Origin of the sequence: Lentzea sp. NPDC004782, assembly GCF_040609115.1 — a bacterium.
In the GTDB taxonomy this organism is placed as follows: Bacteria; Actinomycetota; Actinomycetes; order Mycobacteriales; family Pseudonocardiaceae; genus Lentzea.
In genome coordinates this window covers 190,471-208,609 of sequence record NZ_JBEXJN010000005.1, presented here as the reverse complement: position 1 = coordinate 208,609, position 18,139 = coordinate 190,471, and the positions used below count along the sequence as shown (strand labels likewise).

The following is an 18,139-nucleotide window of genomic DNA, read 5'->3' as shown; positions in this document are numbered from 1 at the left end:
GCGCACCCGGCCCTGTCAGGCGTGGCACTCCATCAGGGTTTCGGTGGAGCCGCCGCCGTACGCGCTCGGATCCACTGCGGAGCAGTGCTGTTTGATCCACTCCTCGCGGCCGCCCGCGTCCCGGCCGCCGCGGGGACCGCCGCGCTCGCCGCCGCTGAGGACGAACTTCAGCTTGCCCTCGCTCACCCACGTCTGCAGCTGGTCGACCGACGGGGCGTTGTCCGAGCCGGAGAACCCGCCCATGCCGATCACCACCTCGTCGGTGCTCATGATGTACGGGGCGGCGGCAGGAGCCGAGCCCGCGATGGCGAGGGTGATCGCTGCGCCGTTGCCGTGCTCCTTGGCGTAGGCCAGGATCCGCTTCTGCTCGTCGGTGAGCTCGGCCCGGCCGCCGAACCCGCCGGGGCCGCCCGGCATCTCGCCGCGGTTGCCTCGCTGCGGGAACTGGCCGCCTGGGGTCTGACCGTTGGGTGTCTGACCGTTGGGGGCCTGGCCGCCAGGCAATTGCATGCCGTTCGGCGGCTGCTGCCCGTTGCGGAAGAACTCGAACCCGCCACCGCGCTCAGCCGGTCCTGCCGCGGGCATCGTGCCGTTGTAGCTCGGGGTCGCTGCCGTGGCGGTCGACCACACGGCCGGCACCAGCAGCACTGCGACGATCCCTGCCACCAGCCCCACCCGGCGCAGGCCCGCCAGGAGCACCACGATCGCCACCGCGGCGACGCCGAGCACGGCCCACCGGGTCCAGCCGTGGAACGACGTGTCCCGCGACACCAGCACGAAGGCCCAGGCCGCCGTGATCGCGATCCCCGCCGGCAGCAGGAACCGCACGAAGCTCCTGGCCCGCCAGAACATCACCAGCCCGGCCGCGCTGATGGCGGCGACGGCCGGCGCCAGCATCGTCGTGTAGTACGGGTGCCAGATGCCCTGCGCGAAGCTGAACACCACGGCGGTGACCAGCAACCAGCCGCCCCACATGAACCAGCCCGCGCGCTCGGCCGGGTTGCCCGGAACGCCACGACGCCACCGCAGCACTCCCGCGACCGCGACCGCTGCCAGCACCAGCAGGCACAACGGCAGCAGCCACGAGATCTGGCCGCCGACCGAGGGCTCGAACATGCGCGTGATGCCGGGTTGCCCGCCGAACATCCCGCCCGGCCCGCCGCGCATCTCCAGGCCCTCGGGAATCTGACCGGACGGGAGCTGACCGGAAGGACCGCCACCGCGGTTGCCCTGGCCGAACACCCGGCCCAGGCCGTTGTAACCGATGATCAGGTCCCACGCGCCGCCGTCCGTGCTGCCGCCGATGTACGGCTTGGAGCCCGGCCACAACGCGTGCAGCGCCACCCACCAGAACGACGACGCGACCAGCACCGCGCCCGCGGCCAGCAGGTCGAGCACCCGCCGCTTCACCGGCGCCGCGGTGCCGACCAGGTAGGCCAGGCCGAACGCCGGCACCACGATCCAGGCCTGCAGCATCTTGGTCAGGAACCCGCATCCGACGAAGAACGCGCACCACAGCAGCCACTTGGTCCGCGCACGCCCCTCGGACGACCGCACCGACCGCGTGAAGGCGTAGGCGGCCGCGATGAGCAGCAGCACCAGCAGGGTGTCGGGGTTGTTGTCCCGGTTGATCGCCACGGTGATCGGCGTCAGCGCGAGGATCAACGCGGCGAGCAGCGCGACCTTCTCGTCCGCCCACAACCGGACCGTGCGGTGCAGCAGGAACACCGCCGCCACGCCCTCGATCACCTGCGGCAGCAGCACCGCCCACCCGTGGAAACCGAAGATCCACACGGCGATCGCCTGCGGCCACAACGACATCGGCGGCTTGTCGACGGTCACGACCCCGGCGGGGTCGAACGAGCCGAACAGGAAGTTGGTGAACGACGTCGACATCGACTTCGCGGCGGCCGCGTAGTACGAGTTGCCGACCTGACCGGCTCCGATGGCCCACACGTACAGCGCTCCGGCGAGCACGCAGATCGCGGCGAGAGCCCACGCGGGCCAGCGGGCAGGCCGCGGCGCCTCGATCTGGTCGTCCACCGGTGCGGCCACTTCGGCAGTGGCGGTCATGCCTGGTCCTTTCGGTCGTCCCGGCGGAACACCCAGCTCCGCAACAGGAAGAAGCGTCCCACCGTGCCGAGGGCCGACGAGCCCAGCAGCACCGCCAGTTCCAGCAGGCGGGGCGGGTTGGGGGAGGCCGCGTGCAGCACGAGCAGCGCGGCCGACGTGAACGCGTAGTAGAGGCCGAACACCACGACGCCCTGCAGATGGGTTCTGCCGCGGGCGGTGTTGCGGGCCGTGAAGGTGAAGCGGCGGTTGGCCTCCGTGTTGAAGAGAGTCGTGATCACCAGGGCCACGAGGTTGGCCGCCAGCACCGGCCACCAGAGCCGGAAAAGCCCGTACAGCGCCAGGTTCGCGAGCGTGGAGATCACGCCGATCACCGCGAACGACAGCATCTGCCAGGAAAGACCGCCCTCGCTGCGGCTCAGCACCGCGTCCGGGTGGATGGCGCGCGGCTGGGGGCGTTGCGGCAACCCGTGCACGCGCGCGGTGCCGTTGGCCTTGGCTCTGGCCACCCGGATCAACCCCTTGATGTCGTCGATCGCGGTGCCCACGACGTCGACCCGGCTGTCCACGTCCTCGACCCAGTCGACCGGCACCTCGTGCACGCGCAAACCGTTGTGCTCCGCGAGAAGCAGCAGCTCGGTGTCGAAGAACCACGCCTCGTCGCGCGCCTGGCCGAGCAACGGCCGGACGACGTCGGTGCGCGCGGCCTTGAAGCCGCACTGGGCATCGCTGAACCGGGCGCCGTGCGTGAGCCGGATCAACGCGTTGTAGCAGCGGGACACGAGCTCCCGCCGAGGACCGCGCACCGTCCGCGACCCCGGTGCCAGCCGCGAGCCGATCGCGAGGTCCGAGTGGCCGTTGAGCAGCGGCGCGACCAGCGGCAGCAGCCCGTCCAGCCCGGTCGAGAGGTCGACGTCCATGTACACGACCACGGCCGCCTCGCTGGCGCCCCACGACTCGCGCAGCGCGAGCCCGCGACCCTTGCGGTCCAGGTGGTGCACGCGCACCCGCTCGTATCTCCGCGCCAGCTCCTGGGCCACGGCCAGGGTCGCGTCGGTGCTGGCGTTGTCCACGATCACGATCGACCAGTCGAAGGGGAACTGCTCGCTCAGGAACCCGTGCAGCACCTCGATGCAGCCGGGCAGTGCGCGTTCCTCGTTGTAGACGGGGATCATGATGTCCACCGTCCCCGTGGCCTGTGCGGTGTTCACCGCCATGTGCTGCTCTCCGTTCCACAGTGGACACAGGTGTGACCGCTCTGCGACCGAGAGTGCTGACGTGGTTGTGAGAGCGTCCTTGGCTTCCGCTGAGAGTTTCGTGAGAAGCAGGTCGTTGACACAGCATTCACACAGGTAGCGGCGTTACCGTCGGCCTCATGCGACTGCTCGTGGTGGACGACGACCCGGACGTTCGGGACAGTCTGCGGCGCAGCCTGGAGTTCGAGGGCTACGAGGTCACGACCGCCGCGGACGGTGCCGAGGCGCTGCGCCTGCTCACCGGCGTGGACCTGGCGATCCTCGACCTGATGATGCCGGTGCTGGACGGGTCGGAGGCCTGCCGCCGGATGCGCGCGGCCGGAGAGCGCTTGCCCGTGCTGATGCTCACGGCCAGGGACGCGCTGGGCGACAAGGTCACCGGCCTGGACGCGGGCGCCGACGACTACCTGGTCAAACCGTTCGCGCTGGAGGAGCTGCTGGCCCGCGTCCGCGCACTGCTCAAGCAGAACCGGCGCCGCGAGACGCCGGAGTCGTTGCGGTTCGGCGGCCTGACCATGGACCTGCGGGCCCGCGAGGTCACCAGGGACGGCCTGCGGCTCGACCTGACGCCGACCGAGTTCGACCTGCTGGCCGTGTTCCTGGGCGACCCGGAACGGCTGTTGACCAAGCAGCACCTGAAGCACGCGGTGTGGGGTCACGACCAGGGCACCAACAACCTCGACGTGTACATCGGCTACCTGCGCCGCAAGACCGAGGCGGGCGGACGGCCCCGCCTGCTGCACACCGTGCGCGGCCTGGGATTCATCCTGCGCGAGTCGCCGTGAGGGGCCCGGTGCTGCTGCGCGGCAAGCTCGCGCTGATCACCGCCTGCGTGGTCGCGGTGGCGATCACCGGGATCAGCGTCGTCACGTGGCTCGCCACCGAGCACAACCTGCGCGCGCAACTCGACAAGTCGCTGCTCTCGAGCATGCCACCGCTCACGAGGCGGTCACCGGAGCTGGGCGAGGTGCGGATCTTCAGGCTGCGCTGCGACGCACCGGTACCCGGCAACGGCCTGCAGCAGGTCCTCCAGGGCATCCAGGTCATCAGCAAGGTCAACATCAGCTGTGCTCCGCCCGGCGTCGACCCGGTGGTGACCAGCGACGACGACTTCGTGGACAAGACCACGTTCCGCGACGGCGTGACGCAGTCGGGGCAGGCGGCACGCGTTCTCCTGCAGCCGCTCGACAACGGCGACGTGCTGATCCTGAGTCGCAGCCTCGCCGAGATCGACGACACCCTGGCCGCGCTCGCCGGCGTCCTGGTGAGCGTGTCGGTCTTCGGGTCGTTGCTGGTGGCCGCGCTCGGCCTGTGGCTGACCCGCCGCGCCCTGGCACCGATGGAACTCCTCACCGAAACCGCGGAGCACATCGCCCGCACCGAGGACCTGACCACGCCGGTCACCGTCTCCGGCCAGGACGAGGTGGGACGTCTGGGCCGCGCCTTCACGTCGATGACCGCCGCGCTGGCGGAGTCCCGGCGCCGCCAACGGGATCTCGTCAACGACGCCGCGCACGAGCTGCGCACCCCGTTGACCAGCCTGCGGACCAACATCGACCTGCTGGTGCGCAGCGAACGCACCGGCCGCCCGCTGCCCCAGCGCGACGAGGTCCTCGACCGGCTGCAGGCCCAGAGCCAGGAGTTCAGCGACCTGGTCACCGAGCTCGTCGTGCTGGCCCGCGACGAACGCGAACTGGCCCGCGAACCCGTTGACGTGGCCGAGGTGGTCGACCGTGCCGTCAAACGCGCCCGCAGCCGTGCCCACGGCCACGTCTTCGACGTCGACCGCTCGGAGTGGTCCGTGCTCGGCGACGCGGCCGCGCTGGAACGCAGTGTGCTGAACCTGCTGGACAACGCGGTGAAGTTCGGTCCGGCCGGCTCCACCATCACCGTTCGCTCCCGGCCGGGCTGGCTGACCGTGACCGACGAAGGCCCGGGAATTCCCGCCGAGCACCGGGAAGTCGCGTTCGAACGGTTCTGGCGCGCACCCACCGCTCGCGCCCTGCCCGGATCGGGGCTGGGGCTGGCGATCGTGGCGGACATCGTTGCGGTGCACGGAGGTTCGGTGCGTTTCGTGCCCAACGGCAGGGGCGCCTCGGTCCGCCTGAACCTGCCGCCCAGTCGATGAACGGCGCATTTGTCCACCTCACGTGGACAAATGCGCCGTTCATCGGGCACGTGGCGCGCCGCGTGCGGGCAACCGACGATCGGCCGTGGCTGGCGCGGGTCGCTCTGCACCACGGTGAAGGGCATGGATCGCAGACACCGGCGCCCTGCCCTGCTGATCACCGCGCTCCTCTCGGTCGCGATGGTCACCGCCGGCAACTCAGCCGCTTCCCCCGACCAGCCGACACATCCGTGGCAGTACGACCACTGGCCCCAGCAGCAGCCCTGGCAGCAGACCAGGGACTCCGCACGCGTGGCGGCACTCGCCGGGTTCCCCGGCCCGATCGATCCGCAGAACTGGGTCAACCCCGACCACATGACGTGGGAACGGGACTACAAGAAGATTCCCGGCACCAACTGGGCCGACCCGTCGGTGCGCGGTTCGGTGCGCAACTTCAAGGGTGCGGTGGTCCTGCTGGACTACCCGAACCAGCCGTTCGTCGTGACGCAGCCCAGGAACTCCACGGTGTTCGGCAACCCGAGCGCCGAGGCCAACGGGATCCCGCGCAGCCAGGTCGCGCAGTTCTACCAGGACTTCCTCAACAAGCCGAACACCCTCAACCACGGCCACACCGTGCACGAGTACTGGATGGAGACCTCCGGCGGGCGCTACGGCGTCGACCTGAAGGCGTTCGGCCCGTACACGATGCCGGGCAAGGACCACGAGTACGGCATGGAGTTCCAGGGAGGCACCGCCTGCCCCGCCGGTGACTCGTGCAACCGCAACATCCGCACGGACGGCCGTGCCGCGTGGGTCGCCGACGTGGGCAACGAGGTGCCGAACGGCTACGACTTCATCTACTACCTGTCCGCGGGCCAGGACGAGTCCGGCACCTGGCAGGAGTTCGGCATGATGAAGTTCCGCACCAAGCAGGACGTCACCGACGACTTCGGCCCACCGGACCCCGCGCTGCCGAACTGGTCGAGCACCCGGTACGTCGACTGGACCTCGTGGGCCGCGGGTTCGAGCATCTGGCCCAACGCGAGCGGCGGCTCGACCACCCAGGCCGAGAGCTCGGGCCAGGCCGTGTACGCGCACGAGCTGAGCCACGTCCTCGGCATCGGCGACAACTACAACAACCCGTACGGCAGCCCGCCGCGGCGTGACTACAGCGGTCCGTGGGACATGCTGTCGCGCGGCTCGTTCAACGGCCCCGGCGGCCCGCACTCGCGCTGGACCATCCCAGCCACCGGCGGTGCGTCCCTTGGCGCAGAACAGACCTTCCGCAACCGGATCAAGCTCGGCATCATCGACGAGCGCAACGTGCTGCGCCTGTCCAGGGAAGCGCTCTCCGGCTCGGGCGTGGTGATCGCGAAGATCACCGCCCGCGAGGTCAACCCCGGCACGACCGGCCTGACCGGTGTCAACCTCGCGCTCGGCACCGGCGACAAGTCGCCGTCCTGCAACGTGAGCACCAACCCGTTCTGCGACGGCGGCGGCTACAACAACTACACGCTCGAAGTCGTGGACCGGATGGGCGCCGACTCGTTCACGCCGGACTCGGGCGTGCTGCTGGCCAAGACGAAGAACGCCGACGCCGCACCGTTCACGTGGGTGATCGACGCCAACCCGCAGGACATCGGCATGACCGACTACGTCCTGCCCGACGGCACCAAGGTGCCCATCACGATCGGCGACTACCGGCAGCTGGCCGACGCGCTGTTCCACGCCGGCACCAACTCCGGCAGCGAGTACGAGTACGTCGACACGGCCAACCGCGTGCACTTCTACATCCTTGACGTGCAAAGGGATTCACGCGGCGTGCTGTCGTACACGGTGGCGGTCAGGTCGCTCGACGGCGCGGGTCCGCAGCAGCGCGGCGTGCAGGTCATGCCGGGCACGCCGGGCACCCAGGACGGCGTGGTGACGTGCCGCTTCCCGGTGGTCAACACCGGCCGTGCCGCGCCGCCGACCTCGCAGCACCCCGAACCGGTCGCGCAGTACATCGACGGTGACGTCTACCGGGTCTCGGCCACCGCCTCGAACGGGTGGACCGTCTCGGTGCCGAACGCCCTTGCCACGGCCAAGTTCGGCGGCACGGTGACGGTGCCGGTGCACGCTCAGCGCAACGGCGGCTCGATGACGTCGAAGGTGACGCTGACGGCCGTCTCGGAGAGCAACCCGCTCAAGCAGGCGACCGCCACGTGCTCGGTGGCCGCCATCCGCTAGAGGTGTGGCTCGGAGACGCGCCGCTAGATCGACTCGTCGAGGTGCGCGTCCCACACGGCGTTGGCTTCCGTGTGGGACGCGGCACCGACGAAGAAGGCCTCCGCCACCGGGCCGAGGTCCGGGTCGTCGCACTCCACGCCCATGAACTTCGGCCTGTGCACCGCGAATCCGCGCGGGTCCTGCGCCGGCCGGTACGGCACCGCGACCTGCAGGCTCTGCCGGTGCGGCCCGTACTGCACGGCCTCGACGATCAACGCGTCCGTCCTGCCCCGCTCGAGGTGGACGTAGCCGTCGGCCACCAGCACCGCGCCGACCCAGCCGGGATCGCCGTCCGCCAGCGCGTCCTGGCCCGCGCGGGCGCCTTCGGCGATGTCGTCGTACATCAACCGGTTCATGCCGTACTCGCCGTCGGTGTGCTCGTAGCCGAGCAACGGGATCAGCGTTTCTCCCTCGGAAACGCACCACACCCCGTGGGCGGCGAAGAACCCGGCCAGCCGGGCTGTCTCGATCATGGCCGACACCCTGCCAGGCCGGACCGCGGTTTTCAGCGGGTTCGCACGGATCGACGTCGTTGCTGCGGAACGGGACCGGAGGTCAGCATCACGAAGCACGCCAGCAGCAGGACTGCACCGCACGCCACCCACGTCAGCGTCCTGACCGCGGAAACCGGTGCGGGCACACCGATTCCGAGCAGCAGCAACGGCATGCCCAGCGCGTAGCAGACGCCGGCCGCGAACAGCCGGCCCGTTCCGTTGACCAGCAACGGAACCGCGGCGATCCCGGCCAGCACCGCGAACAGCAGCCAGCCCCAGGTGAGCCCGGCGTGCAGTGCGACCGTGACGCCCAGGCCGTCGTCCGCGCGGATCGCGAGCTCGGTCTCCGCCTCGTGGCTGAACCCCGCGGCGGCCCGTGTGCCCGCCGCGGCGGCTGTGATCACCAACGACGCGCCCAGAATCGTGCGACCGCGCCGGACCGGATCGACTCGTTTCCTGGTGTCCACGCCTTCCAGTCTCGGGCCGGCCGGACGCGACACCGCGCTGCACACGCCCAGGTCCACTCAGTAGTGGTACCACCGACAATGCTTGGCACAAATTGTCGGGAGCTTTGCTCATGTTGGTGGAAATTGCTAGTGCGGTGCCGTTCGATCTGTAAGACTCCGCTTCAGGTTTTGGGGAAAACCTAGGGGGTCAAGTGTCGCGACGGCTGTTTTCGCATGCTTTTGTCTCATTAGTTGTGTTGGCTCAGGTGGGTCTCGGCACGAAGGTCGCGCTGGCCGACCCCGAGCCACCTCCACCGCCGCCACCAGCGCAGCAGGCGCAGGTGAGCAACAAGCACGTTCCGACCGGAAAAGTGCAGCAGGCCGACGCCGCGGTGGCGCCGCAGCTGCAGGCAATTCCACCGGTCGAGCCCGTTGATCCGGGGCCGAACGGCTCGGTGCAGGTGCCGCGAGAAAGATCCAGAGCGCTGCAGGAAATCCCGGCGCTGCCCGCACTGAATCCCGCTCCGGGCACCGTGCCGGTCGAGAAGGCGCCGGTCGTGCCGAATCCGCAGGCCCGCCCGTACCAGCTGACGCTGCCGGAGCAGCCGGGCCAGAAGCTGGTCGACCTGACCGCCGCCGACGCCCTGACCACGCTGAAGAACGCGGGCCGGGCCACCCCGCAGGGCACCCCCGACCTCGACGCGACGAAGCTGCAGCCGCAGGTGTCGTCGGCCCAGTTCATCGATCCGACCCGGCGGGCGACGCTGCAGGAGCTGATCGACGCCCTCACGTCCGGGAACATCCCGCCACCGCTGCCCGTCGACCCGTTGGCGCTGCTGAACGAGCTGCCGGACGGGATCCCGAGGGTCACCTACCGGGTCTGCTCCGAGTCGGCGACCAAGCAGGTGTCGTGCTCGCTCACGCTGCCGCTCGGCGTGCCCGCGATCGTCGACGTCACCGGTGACCGCACGCCCGACGTGCTCGCGGACGTGCTGCCCGCCGTCGCGGTCGGCGAGATCGTCGGCCCGGTCCGCGACCTGCTGAACGTGCAGCGGCAGATCGACGACGCGACCAAGCGGCTCAACGTGGTGCTGGAGCTGCTGAAGGACCCGCTGAACGTGATCCTGCACCCCGAGCTGCTGATCGAGAAGCTGCAGCTGGAGTCGTTGCTGGACAACCTGAGGACCACGCTGCAGGAGAAGCTCGAGGCGCTGCTGCGGATCATCAACGTCGGCCTCGCCATGGTCACGCTGCGCCTGCCCACCAGCGAGTTCGCCGGCCGCGACCTGCCCGCGCACGTGTGGGGCGTCTACGACCTGCCCGGCCACAAGCGGGTGTCGCTCGGCTACGACGGGTTCCGCCGCGGCACCAGCCTCTCCACGGCCACCATCGGCATCTTCACGTTGAACCCCTTCGAGATCGCGCGCGGCGTGTTCGACGTCAAGGCGTCGTTGCTGCAACTCGGTGCGGGCAATGCGTTCGCGATCACGGCCGGTATCGCGTCCGTGCGCGACGACGACAAGGGCGACGCGTACGACCCGACCGTTGCCAGTGCGCGCTTTTCGCCTGTGCCAAGACTGTTCACCGCTCACGCGTTCATCGACATGGGCGCGCAGGACCGGCCGCAGAAGGCCACTGTGGACGCACGCAGCGACGTCGGCACGCACCTCGACGCCCAGGTGCTGACCAACCAGGGCGGGAGGAACCGGTTCGACCAGTTGAAGATCGACACGTTGCCGTCGCAGGTGTCCGCGGCGATGACCCGGCCGGTCGGCGGTGGTGAGACGACCATCGACTACCAGGCCGAGTCGGCCATCGCTGACGTGCTGTTCGCGGACTACGTCTACAGCGGTCAGGACCGGTTCGACTGGGCCGTGCAGGCCGGTGCGAAGGCCGTGCCCGCGAAGTGGGACGCGCAGCTGAAGACCGAGCAGGACAAGATCTCCGCGCACTACACGGCTTCCGGCGCGCTGGAGTCGCTGGACGTGAACTTCTACGACCGCGATCCCGCGATCGTCGGCCGCGGTGCACTGCGCAAGCTGCCCACCAAGGTCGACTTCGAGGTCGACCGCGGTGCCAAGCACGCGAACTTCACCGCGGGCCAGCCGCTGGGCTCGGCGACCGTGGCGTTCTCGAAGAACCTCGGCGCGTTCGCACCTCTCGAAGGCGACCACACCACGGTGATCACGCGGGACCAGGCGATCGGTGCCAGCGCGCAGGTGAGCGGACTGAAGCTGGTCGACGCGTTCTTCGACGGTCACACCCGGTTGCGGACCGAGTTCTCGCCCGGCGGCCAGGCGTTCGTCGGTGCCGCCGACGTCGACGGCGAGCACGAGGCGCGGCTGGAGATCTCCAACCTGCCCAAGTCCGCGTCGATCGACGCGGACACGGTGGCGCGCAAGATCGCCTACCGGGCGAGCGAGGTCGTCGACCGGGCGCACGTCGCGTACACGAACACCAAGAGCGGTCCGACGTTGTTCGGCACGGTGCTCGCCGTTCCGTCCACAGTGGACGTAGAGTACGACCTCGGCGACAAGCCGCGGGTCAAGTACGCCGCGTCCAGCCGCATCCCGCGGATCGAGCTCTTCGCGAGCCCCGACCACGTCGAGCAGCTGCGGCCGGAGGACGACAGGTACCTGTCCGCGTTGACGACCGGGGTGCCGACGAGCGTCGAGGTGCTGGTCGACCTCGCCGCCAAGCACCTGCAGGGCAAGCTCGCGCAGTCGCTCGACCTGGTGGACGTGGTGGCGCGGTTCCCGGTCGGCGGCCGGGACTGGACCGCGCTGACGCACCTCGAAGCGGTGCCCGCCGACTTCGACGCCGACTGGGCGGACGGCAACCTGCGGTTCCGCGCGCTGAGCGCACCGCTGGGCGTCGCGAAGCTCGCGGTGACCAACCACCGCGGCACGGCCGCGCCCACCGGTCTGCACGCGGCTGTGCACTACGAGCAGACCACGCAGGACCTGGACGCGAGCGTGTCGGTGCGCAAGCTGTCGCACATCGAGTACTCGCGGGCCTCGACCGGCAACCAGACGTTCCGGCTCGACACCGACACCGGTGGTGATCCGGTGTTCGTGGACGCGGACGTGCTGCTGGCGGCCGGGAACACCGACGACACGAGATATTCCGTGCTGGGCCGGATCGACAACCTGCCGAGCACGATCCGCGTCGACGTCGGTGACGGCAAGATCACCTACGCGGCCGACCGCAACGTCGGGCTGGCGTTGAACGTGGCGTTCGGCAAGGTCTCCGCGCTGAACGGGCTCGGTGCGCCGTTGTTCGCCAACGGTGTCGCCGCCGTCGCCCGCGGCTGTGCGGAGGGTGCCGGCTGCGCGAAGGACGAAAGCCCGTTCTGCCAGGTGTTCCCGCGCTGCTTCGGCGTCGTGGGCACGGTGCAGCTGCCGGGCCTGCCGACCGGGATCACGATCGACCTCAACGCGCGCAAGGTCGTGCTGGACGACTACCGGCCGACTGCGCCGCTGCAGGCGTACGTGGGCGTGCACGGGCTGATCGACCGGCTGCCGGACTTCAAGGCACTGGCCACGCTGTCCGGTCTCGCCTCACCGGTCGACCTCACCGTCGGCCCGTTGGACGTGGCCGACGGCAGGATCGACGTCGGGTACACCGCGTCCGCGCCGCTGGGCACGCTGACCCTCGAAGCCGATGCCCGCACCACCGACGCGCGGTTCCCCGTGCTGCGGGCCAAGGGCGTCGCCGGCAAGCTGCCCGCGTCGATGCACCTGGTCGGCCAGCTCGGCGACCGGACATCGGTGAGCATGCGCAACTCCGCGCCGGTCGACGAGATCTCGCTGACCGTGACCGGGGACAGCGCCGGGTACCTGCGCGCGGGTGTCTTCGGCGTGCCGGCCTCGGCGGACGTGCTGGTGGACGCACCGGCGAAGCACGCGGAGGTCACCATGTCCGCGCCGATCGGTGCCGTCACGGCGCTGGTCCGCGACATCCCGGTGAACGGCCGCAGGTGGTCCGCGTTCGGCGACCTGCGCGACATCCCGTCGAAGTTCACCGCCGACTGGGCCGAGGGGAAGTACCTGCTGGCGGCCGAGTCCGCGCCGCTGGGTTCGGCGGCGTTCGCGGTCACCAACCACGACGGTGCCCAGGCGCCGACGGGGTCGCACCTCGCGGTCCACTACAACCAGTCCACTGAGGACGTTGACGGCAGTGCGGCGCTCAGCGGGTTCTCAAGGGCCGAGTACACGCACACGGGCGGAGACTTCACCACGAAGTTCAACATCGCCTCGCAGACGATCGCGCTGGACGCCGACGTCCGGCTGAACGGTGCGGTGCGGCTGGCCGCGCTCGGCAGGCTCGGCCCGGTGCCCGGCACGCTGACGATCGGCTCGAACAAGGGCGTGCTCACCTATCGCGCGGACCGGCAGCTCGCGCTGGAACTGCAGGCGTGGCTGGGCAAGGAGGCCGCGCTGAACGGCCTCGGCGCACCGAAGTTCGCCAACGGCATCGCGGTGGTGGACGGCAAGTGCGCGGGCGACGGCTGCCCGCGCGACGACGGCCCGTTCTGCACGGACCGCGGCTGCTACGGCGTGGTCGGCATCATCAACATCTCGGGCCTGCCGACCGAGGTGACCGCCGACCTCACCACCAGCTCGTTCTCGTTCAGCAACTACCACCCGGTCGTCGACCGGCTGGAGCTCCACGTCGCCGACTCGGTGTTCACGCCGGAACCGCTGACCGGGGCGAAGGCCAAGGTGACGCTGACGAACCTGCCGGCCGCGATCGACTTCAAGCTGGGCCCGATCTCCGTCGGTGCCAACGGCCTGGAGTTCGCCTACGACGCGGGTGTCGTCAACGCCGGTTCGATCGAGGTGCACGCCGAGGCCTACAACGTGCCGAAGCTCGGCACCGCGCGGGCGCTGGCCCAGCTCGACCCGATCCCCGGCAAGGTCGGTGTGAAGGCCAAGTTCGGCGAGGGCTCGAAGATCAGCGTCGCCAACTCGGCACCGATCAACAAGCTCGTGCTGAAGGCGTCCGCGACCTACGAGGGCAAGCCGGCCAGCGGCATCGCGCAGCTGACCGACGTGCCCGCGCAGTTCGAGATCACCACGGCGGTGAAGACGGCGGGCATCACGGCGCCGGACTTCGCCTACACCTCGCCGGCGAGCACCTTGGACGGCCTGTTCGCCCTGGAGGCCCAGATCGTCCTGGCCACCAGCGACAAGCCGGACGCGATCAAGGGCGGCATCAGCGGGATCTCGCTGCGGTTCCAGGACCTCGGCGGCAAGACCGAGGCGACGCTGAAGCAGGACTCGTCCGTCGAGTTCAAGTCCACGCCGCGCACGCCGTTGATCGAGTTCCACACGGGCCTGATCCTCGCGTCGGAGTTCAAGAAGACCGACGTGAACGAGGAGCTGTTCTCCGACCCGGTGAACTTCTTCACCGGCACGCTGGCCGGCCACTACGGGCTCAAGCCGTCGAAGATCGCGGACATCGGCTTCGCGATCCACGACATCGCCGCGCTGACCGTGCGCCCGGCCAAGGTGCCGTTCAACATCGACGGCGTGCCGGCGTTCGCGGGTTACGTGATGCCCGCGTTCGACCGCGGTGACTACGACCGCGTCGAGGTCGGCACGAGCGGTGTCGACATCAACGCGGACGTCGACCTCCGCTTCCGGATCGAACGTCCGCTGGGCCTGCCCGACGCCTACGACGAGCGCCTGGTGCTGGGGGAGACGCACACGATCCAGTACCACCGCTACGACCAGCAGTACCGGCCGATCAGCTCGAAGCTGCAGCTGGCGGCGCTCGGCGTGAACCTCGGCTGCCTGCAGCTGTCGACCAAGCCGGGCAAGGTCGCGACCGGCCCGAACGGTATCGTCGTGCACGGCGCGGACGGACAGCAGATGATCATGTTCCTGGACGCGGGTGACGCGATCCCGGACTACCTGATCGACCTGCTGGCGTACTTCGCCTCACCGTTCGCCGACTCCCAACTCGGCATCAGCGACTGGAACCTCGGTTCGTGTTGATCAGGAATCTCTGCGCAGTGCTGCTGGTCGTCGCCGCTTCCACCGCGGCGACGGCCTGCGGCGCGTTCTGCACGAGCACCGCACTGCAGGCCCGTCCGGCATCCGGCACTCCGCTGGTGCTCGAAGCGGTGCTGACCTCGGACGGCTCGCCGGTCTCGGGCGGCCGGGTGGCGTTCTACACGCGCGCCACCGGTCCCGGCGGTGCCGAGGAGGGCCGGTTGATCGCGCAGGCGACCAGCGGGTCCGACGGTGTGGCGCGCCACGAGGTGGAGGGCGGACGGTCCGCTTTGGACTATCCGGGCGCGACCCTGAACGGCTACAAGGCCACCTTCGACAACCTCGACAAGCTCAACGGCGTGCGGTACTGCTCGTCGTCGGCGGAGGGCAGCATCAAGTGAGGCTTCTCGTGGTGGTCCTGGTCCTCTTCGCTGTCTCCTGTGGACAGCCGGGTTCGACGGTGAACCCCGCGGACTGCACCAGGGTCTCCTCGATCATGTCCTCGGGCAGGCCGGCGGCCTCGCTGGGCACCGATCTCCTGGTGCCGCCGGAGGTGACGGGCGCAGCCGGTTCCGTGCTGCCCGCGGCGTCCGGCGCCGAGGTGCCGTCGGGCGAGTCGACGCTGGCACAGCCCGACCCCGACGTGGACCGGGTCGTGGCGGCGGGCAAGGTCTCGTCGCTGTCGGGTCTGCGGGCGTCGGTGGAGAAGCTGATCAGCGCCCGCGGCTGGCTCGTGGGCGGCAACAGCTCCGCGTCCGACGGCCGGTTCTCGCTGGAGTACCAGGGGCCCGGCATCTCGGGCTCGGTCGTCGCCCTGCCCTGCGCCGAACCGCTCTACCTGGTGACCGCGGAGGTGTCGCCACCCCTGCCCACTTCGGACGCCCCGTTCAGCTGCGACCGGCTGCGCGCCGCGTTCCCCGGCATCCAGCCCGGCACGCCGGGCACCTGCACGTCGACCTCGGGCGACACCCGGCTCCAGGTGACCTTCGCCCGGCCGCCGGTAGACCCGTTCCGCTGGCGGCCGCGGCTGCAGGAGCTGCGCCGCAACGCCCACGACTACGTGGCCCTGTTCTGCGGTCCTGATGTTCGTCCCACGGTCTCCGCCTTCGTTTCGCAGTGCGTCTCGCAGGACGCCTTCGGTGGGCGGGCGGCGGTGAGCGCAGTGCGGGACAACGACTTCTGGGCCGGGGCGCAGGTCGAGCTGAAGAACGCGACCGCCGAGCAGGCCAGGACGACGGCGGAGTCGGCGGTCCGCGCGTTGACCGGCTGACGGGGAGGAGTCTGCTCTCGACCGTCCTCAGCGGACCCGGATTCAGCCGTTCGGGCAACGCGGTCACCTCGCCTGTGGAATGCTCTGGGCCGTACGGTCGAGTGCGAGGTGGAGTGCTGGTGAAGACGCCCGAAGAGTGGATGCGGGACTTCGAGGCGAAGATCGCCGACGCGCAGGCGAAGGCCGCCGCGGTCCAGGAGGGGCTGGCGCAGGCGGGTGGTTCGGCGTCGTCGAACGACGGGACGATCAGGGTGAGCGTCGCGCCGAACGGTGCGCTGACCGGCCTCGAACTGACGGCGGACGCGATGCGGAAGTCGCACAGCCAGCTGTCCGGTGAGATCCTCGAGATCGCGCGCAAGGCCCAGCGCGGTGCGGCCGTGAAGGTCGCCGAGACGTTCGGTGCGGTCGAGGGCGAGGGCTCCGAGACGTATCGCATGATCACCGAGTACCTGCCGCCGCCCGAGGAGGAAGAGCAGCAGCAGGCACCGGCGTACGCGTTCAACGAGGAGTACGAGGAACGCGCCGCGACCGCCGCGCCGCCGCCTCCTGCCCGTCGCCCCGCGCCGCGTCCGAGCGCCGATGAGGACGAGGACTTCGGCGACAACTCGATCTTCCGCAACCGCTGATCCGCACTGGGGGAACCGTGGCAGAGGAGAACAGCACGACCACGTGGTCGACCGGCGCCGGCGTGGTCGACAGCGTCGCGGGTTTCGTCGACTCGCTGACGTCGGAGTCCGAAGGCGAAGGCCCGGACGTCATCGACGTCGCACTCGGCGGTGCCGGCATGGTGGTCGACCTGGTCAGCACCATGGCCAACCCGCTGAGCATGCTCGCGTCCGCCGGTGTCGGCTGGCTGCTGGAGCACGTCGACTTCCTGCGCGAGCCGCTGGACGCGTTGCTCGGCAACCCGGACGAGATCAACGCGAACACCGACCAGCTCAAGCAGGCCGCGCTGGAGATGAAGATGATCGCCCAGGAGCACCGCGAGGACCTGCGCGGCGTCTCCGACTGGGAGGGCGCGTCGGGGGACGCGTTCAAGCGCGAGATGGAGCAGATGGCGGGCGAGTACGAGGCGCTCGGCAAGACCATGGACGGCACCGCGGCGATCTACGCGTTGTCCGGCGCGCTCGTCTGCGAACTGCGGTCGCTGGTGTTCGGCTGGATCTCGGACTTCGTGGGTGAACTGATCGCGGGCGCGCTGATCGCCGCCGCGTCGGCCGTGGTCACGCTGGGCAGCTCCATCGCCGCGTACGCGGGCTACGCGGGCACCCGTGGCGCCATGATGGCGACCAAGATCGCGGGCAGGCTCTCGAAGCTGGCGTCCGCGATGGCCCGCTTCGGCGGCCGCCTGGCCAAGCTGGCGGAGAAGATGGAGGGCCTGGTCAAGGGCCTGGGACGGTTCGCGGAGTACGGCGGTTACGCGAAGTCCGCGTACGACGCCGTGAAGCCCTATGACATGCCGCCTGCCACCGCCTGATGACCGGCAAGACCCGATCTCATCACGGCGGTGGCTCGCACCCCGACAGCGGCGGCCACCCCACCCGGTCACCGTCTCCGTCGCCGGGCGGGGTGGGCGGCCGTGGCACCCGCATGGACCCGGACGCCGTCGAGTCGCTCGGCGGCAAGATCACCAACCGCGGTGACCAGGTCCGCTCCAGCGTCGCGAGCAAGCTGAACATCAACGCCACCTCGGGCAGCGCCGGCGTGTTCGGCCAGGTGGCGATGCAGCACGCCGACAAGGCGATCCAAACGGCCCGCGGCGGCGCCGAAAAGGCAGCCACCGCGGCGGACCACGCAGGCACCAAGACCAAGGAAACCGCCCGCACCGCCCGCGACACCGACCACTCGGTCGCGTCGTCGATGAACCGCGTCCAGCCGAAGGCGCCACCCACCAGCACCGCCTCGCCCAGCACCTCCACGACCTCCTCGTCGACCTCCTCTTCTTCGGGCAACCGCTACTCGGCACCGCCCTCGATCGCGGGCGGCACCTCGGCCGGCACCTCCGCCAGGACACCCGCACCCTCGGCCCCGTCGGTGAAGCTGCCCGACAAGCCGGGTGGCCTCACGACCTCGTCGAACGCGACAGCCTCCGGTGGTGCCAAACCACCCGCGGGAGGCGGCACACCGCCGCGCCCGCCGAACCTGGGAGGCGGTCCGACCGCGGGCCCCGGTGCTCGGCCGGGCACGACGCCTGCCGGTGGTCAGGGGCGCGGACCCGCTGGTGGTGTG

14 protein-coding genes are annotated in these 18,139 nt (G+C 70.1%); 8 read left to right on the top strand and 6 right to left on the bottom strand.

The genetic code is table 11. The annotated features are described in order from the left end of the window. Nucleotides 1-15: 15 nt before the first annotated feature. Both ABZV40_RS07100 and ABZV40_RS07095 read right to left on the bottom strand, forming a co-directional pair. Nucleotides 16-2,073: a glycosyltransferase family 39 protein gene (locus tag ABZV40_RS07100; RefSeq protein ID WP_355437024.1), complete on the bottom strand. Its 2,058-nt coding sequence runs from the start codon at nucleotides 2,071-2,073 to the stop codon at nucleotides 16-18. Further along, nucleotides 2,070-3,287, bottom strand: coding sequence for a bifunctional glycosyltransferase family 2/GtrA family protein (locus ABZV40_RS07095; RefSeq protein WP_355437022.1), 1,218 nt, complete (start codon nucleotides 3,285-3,287; stop codon nucleotides 2,070-2,072). Before ABZV40_RS07095 ends, ABZV40_RS07100 begins: the two co-directional genes overlap by 4 nt. A gap of 158 nt (nucleotides 3,288-3,445) precedes the next feature. Here ABZV40_RS07095 and ABZV40_RS07090 point away from each other — a divergent pair, with 158 nt between their 5' ends. The 3 genes from ABZV40_RS07090 (at nucleotide 3,446) to ABZV40_RS07080 (ending at nucleotide 7,662) form a co-directional block, all read left to right on the top strand. Next, a complete protein-coding gene (locus tag ABZV40_RS07090) occupies nucleotides 3,446-4,111 on the top strand; it encodes a response regulator transcription factor (RefSeq protein WP_355437020.1) in 666 nt (221 codons plus the stop codon). Next, nucleotides 4,108-5,454 (top strand): HAMP domain-containing sensor histidine kinase, encoded by a 1,347-nt coding sequence (locus ABZV40_RS07085; protein ID WP_355437018.1) that lies wholly within the window; start codon nucleotides 4,108-4,110, stop codon nucleotides 5,452-5,454. The genes ABZV40_RS07090 and ABZV40_RS07085 overlap by 4 nt, the downstream gene beginning before the upstream one ends. A gap of 123 nt (nucleotides 5,455-5,577) precedes the next feature. Next, entirely contained in the window at nucleotides 5,578-7,662 is a 2,085-nt protein-coding gene (locus ABZV40_RS07080; protein ID WP_355437016.1) for a M6 family metalloprotease domain-containing protein, read from the top strand. Nucleotides 7,663-7,685: 23 nt separating this feature from the next. Here ABZV40_RS07080 and ABZV40_RS07075 read toward each other — a convergent pair whose 3' ends face one another. Continuing rightward, a complete protein-coding gene (locus ABZV40_RS07075; RefSeq protein ID WP_355437014.1) occupies nucleotides 7,686-8,174 on the bottom strand; it encodes a hypothetical protein in 489 nt (162 codons plus the stop codon). A 32-nt stretch (nucleotides 8,175-8,206) separates the two neighbouring features. After that, nucleotides 8,207-8,662, bottom strand: coding sequence for a hypothetical protein (locus ABZV40_RS07070; protein ID WP_355437012.1), 456 nt, complete (start codon nucleotides 8,660-8,662; stop codon nucleotides 8,207-8,209). Between the two features lie 236 nt (nucleotides 8,663-8,898). On the opposite strand from ABZV40_RS07070, the gene ABZV40_RS07065 reads away from it, so the two are divergent. The 5 genes from ABZV40_RS07065 to ABZV40_RS07045 all read left to right on the top strand — a co-directional run bounded on the left by ABZV40_RS07065 (nucleotide 8,899) and on the right by ABZV40_RS07045 (nucleotide 17,387). Next, nucleotides 8,899-14,643, top strand: coding sequence for a hypothetical protein (locus ABZV40_RS07065; protein ID WP_355437010.1), 5,745 nt, complete (start codon nucleotides 8,899-8,901; stop codon nucleotides 14,641-14,643). Then, the gene (locus tag ABZV40_RS07060) at nucleotides 14,637-15,041 is read left to right on the top strand and encodes a hypothetical protein (RefSeq protein WP_355437008.1); all 405 of its coding nucleotides are present in this window, start codon (nucleotides 14,637-14,639) and stop codon (nucleotides 15,039-15,041) included. The genes ABZV40_RS07065 and ABZV40_RS07060 overlap by 7 nt, the downstream gene beginning before the upstream one ends. Beyond that, complete coding sequence (locus ABZV40_RS07055) at nucleotides 15,038-15,910, top strand: hypothetical protein (RefSeq protein ID WP_355437006.1); 873 nt, start codon at nucleotides 15,038-15,040, stop codon at nucleotides 15,908-15,910. Before ABZV40_RS07060 ends, ABZV40_RS07055 begins: the two co-directional genes overlap by 4 nt. A gap of 119 nt (nucleotides 15,911-16,029) precedes the next feature. Next, on the top strand, nucleotides 16,030-16,536 hold the full coding sequence (locus ABZV40_RS07050; RefSeq protein ID WP_355437004.1) for a YbaB/EbfC family nucleoid-associated protein: 507 nt from the start codon (nucleotides 16,030-16,032) through the stop codon (nucleotides 16,534-16,536). Nucleotides 16,537-16,553: 17 nt separating this feature from the next. Continuing rightward, complete coding sequence (locus tag ABZV40_RS07045) at nucleotides 16,554-17,387, top strand: hypothetical protein (protein ID WP_355437002.1); 834 nt, start codon at nucleotides 16,554-16,556, stop codon at nucleotides 17,385-17,387. 22 nt (nucleotides 17,388-17,409) lie between these two features. Here ABZV40_RS07045 and ABZV40_RS07040 read toward each other — a convergent pair whose 3' ends face one another. Further along, on the bottom strand, nucleotides 17,410-17,862 hold the full coding sequence (locus tag ABZV40_RS07040) for a hypothetical protein (protein WP_355437000.1): 453 nt from the start codon (nucleotides 17,860-17,862) through the stop codon (nucleotides 17,410-17,412). Nucleotides 17,863-17,865: 3 nt separating this feature from the next. Next, nucleotides 17,866-18,096, bottom strand: a complete 231-nt coding sequence (locus ABZV40_RS07035; RefSeq protein ID WP_355436998.1) for a hypothetical protein — start codon at nucleotides 18,094-18,096, stop codon at nucleotides 17,866-17,868. Nucleotides 18,097-18,139 lie beyond the last annotated feature (43 nt).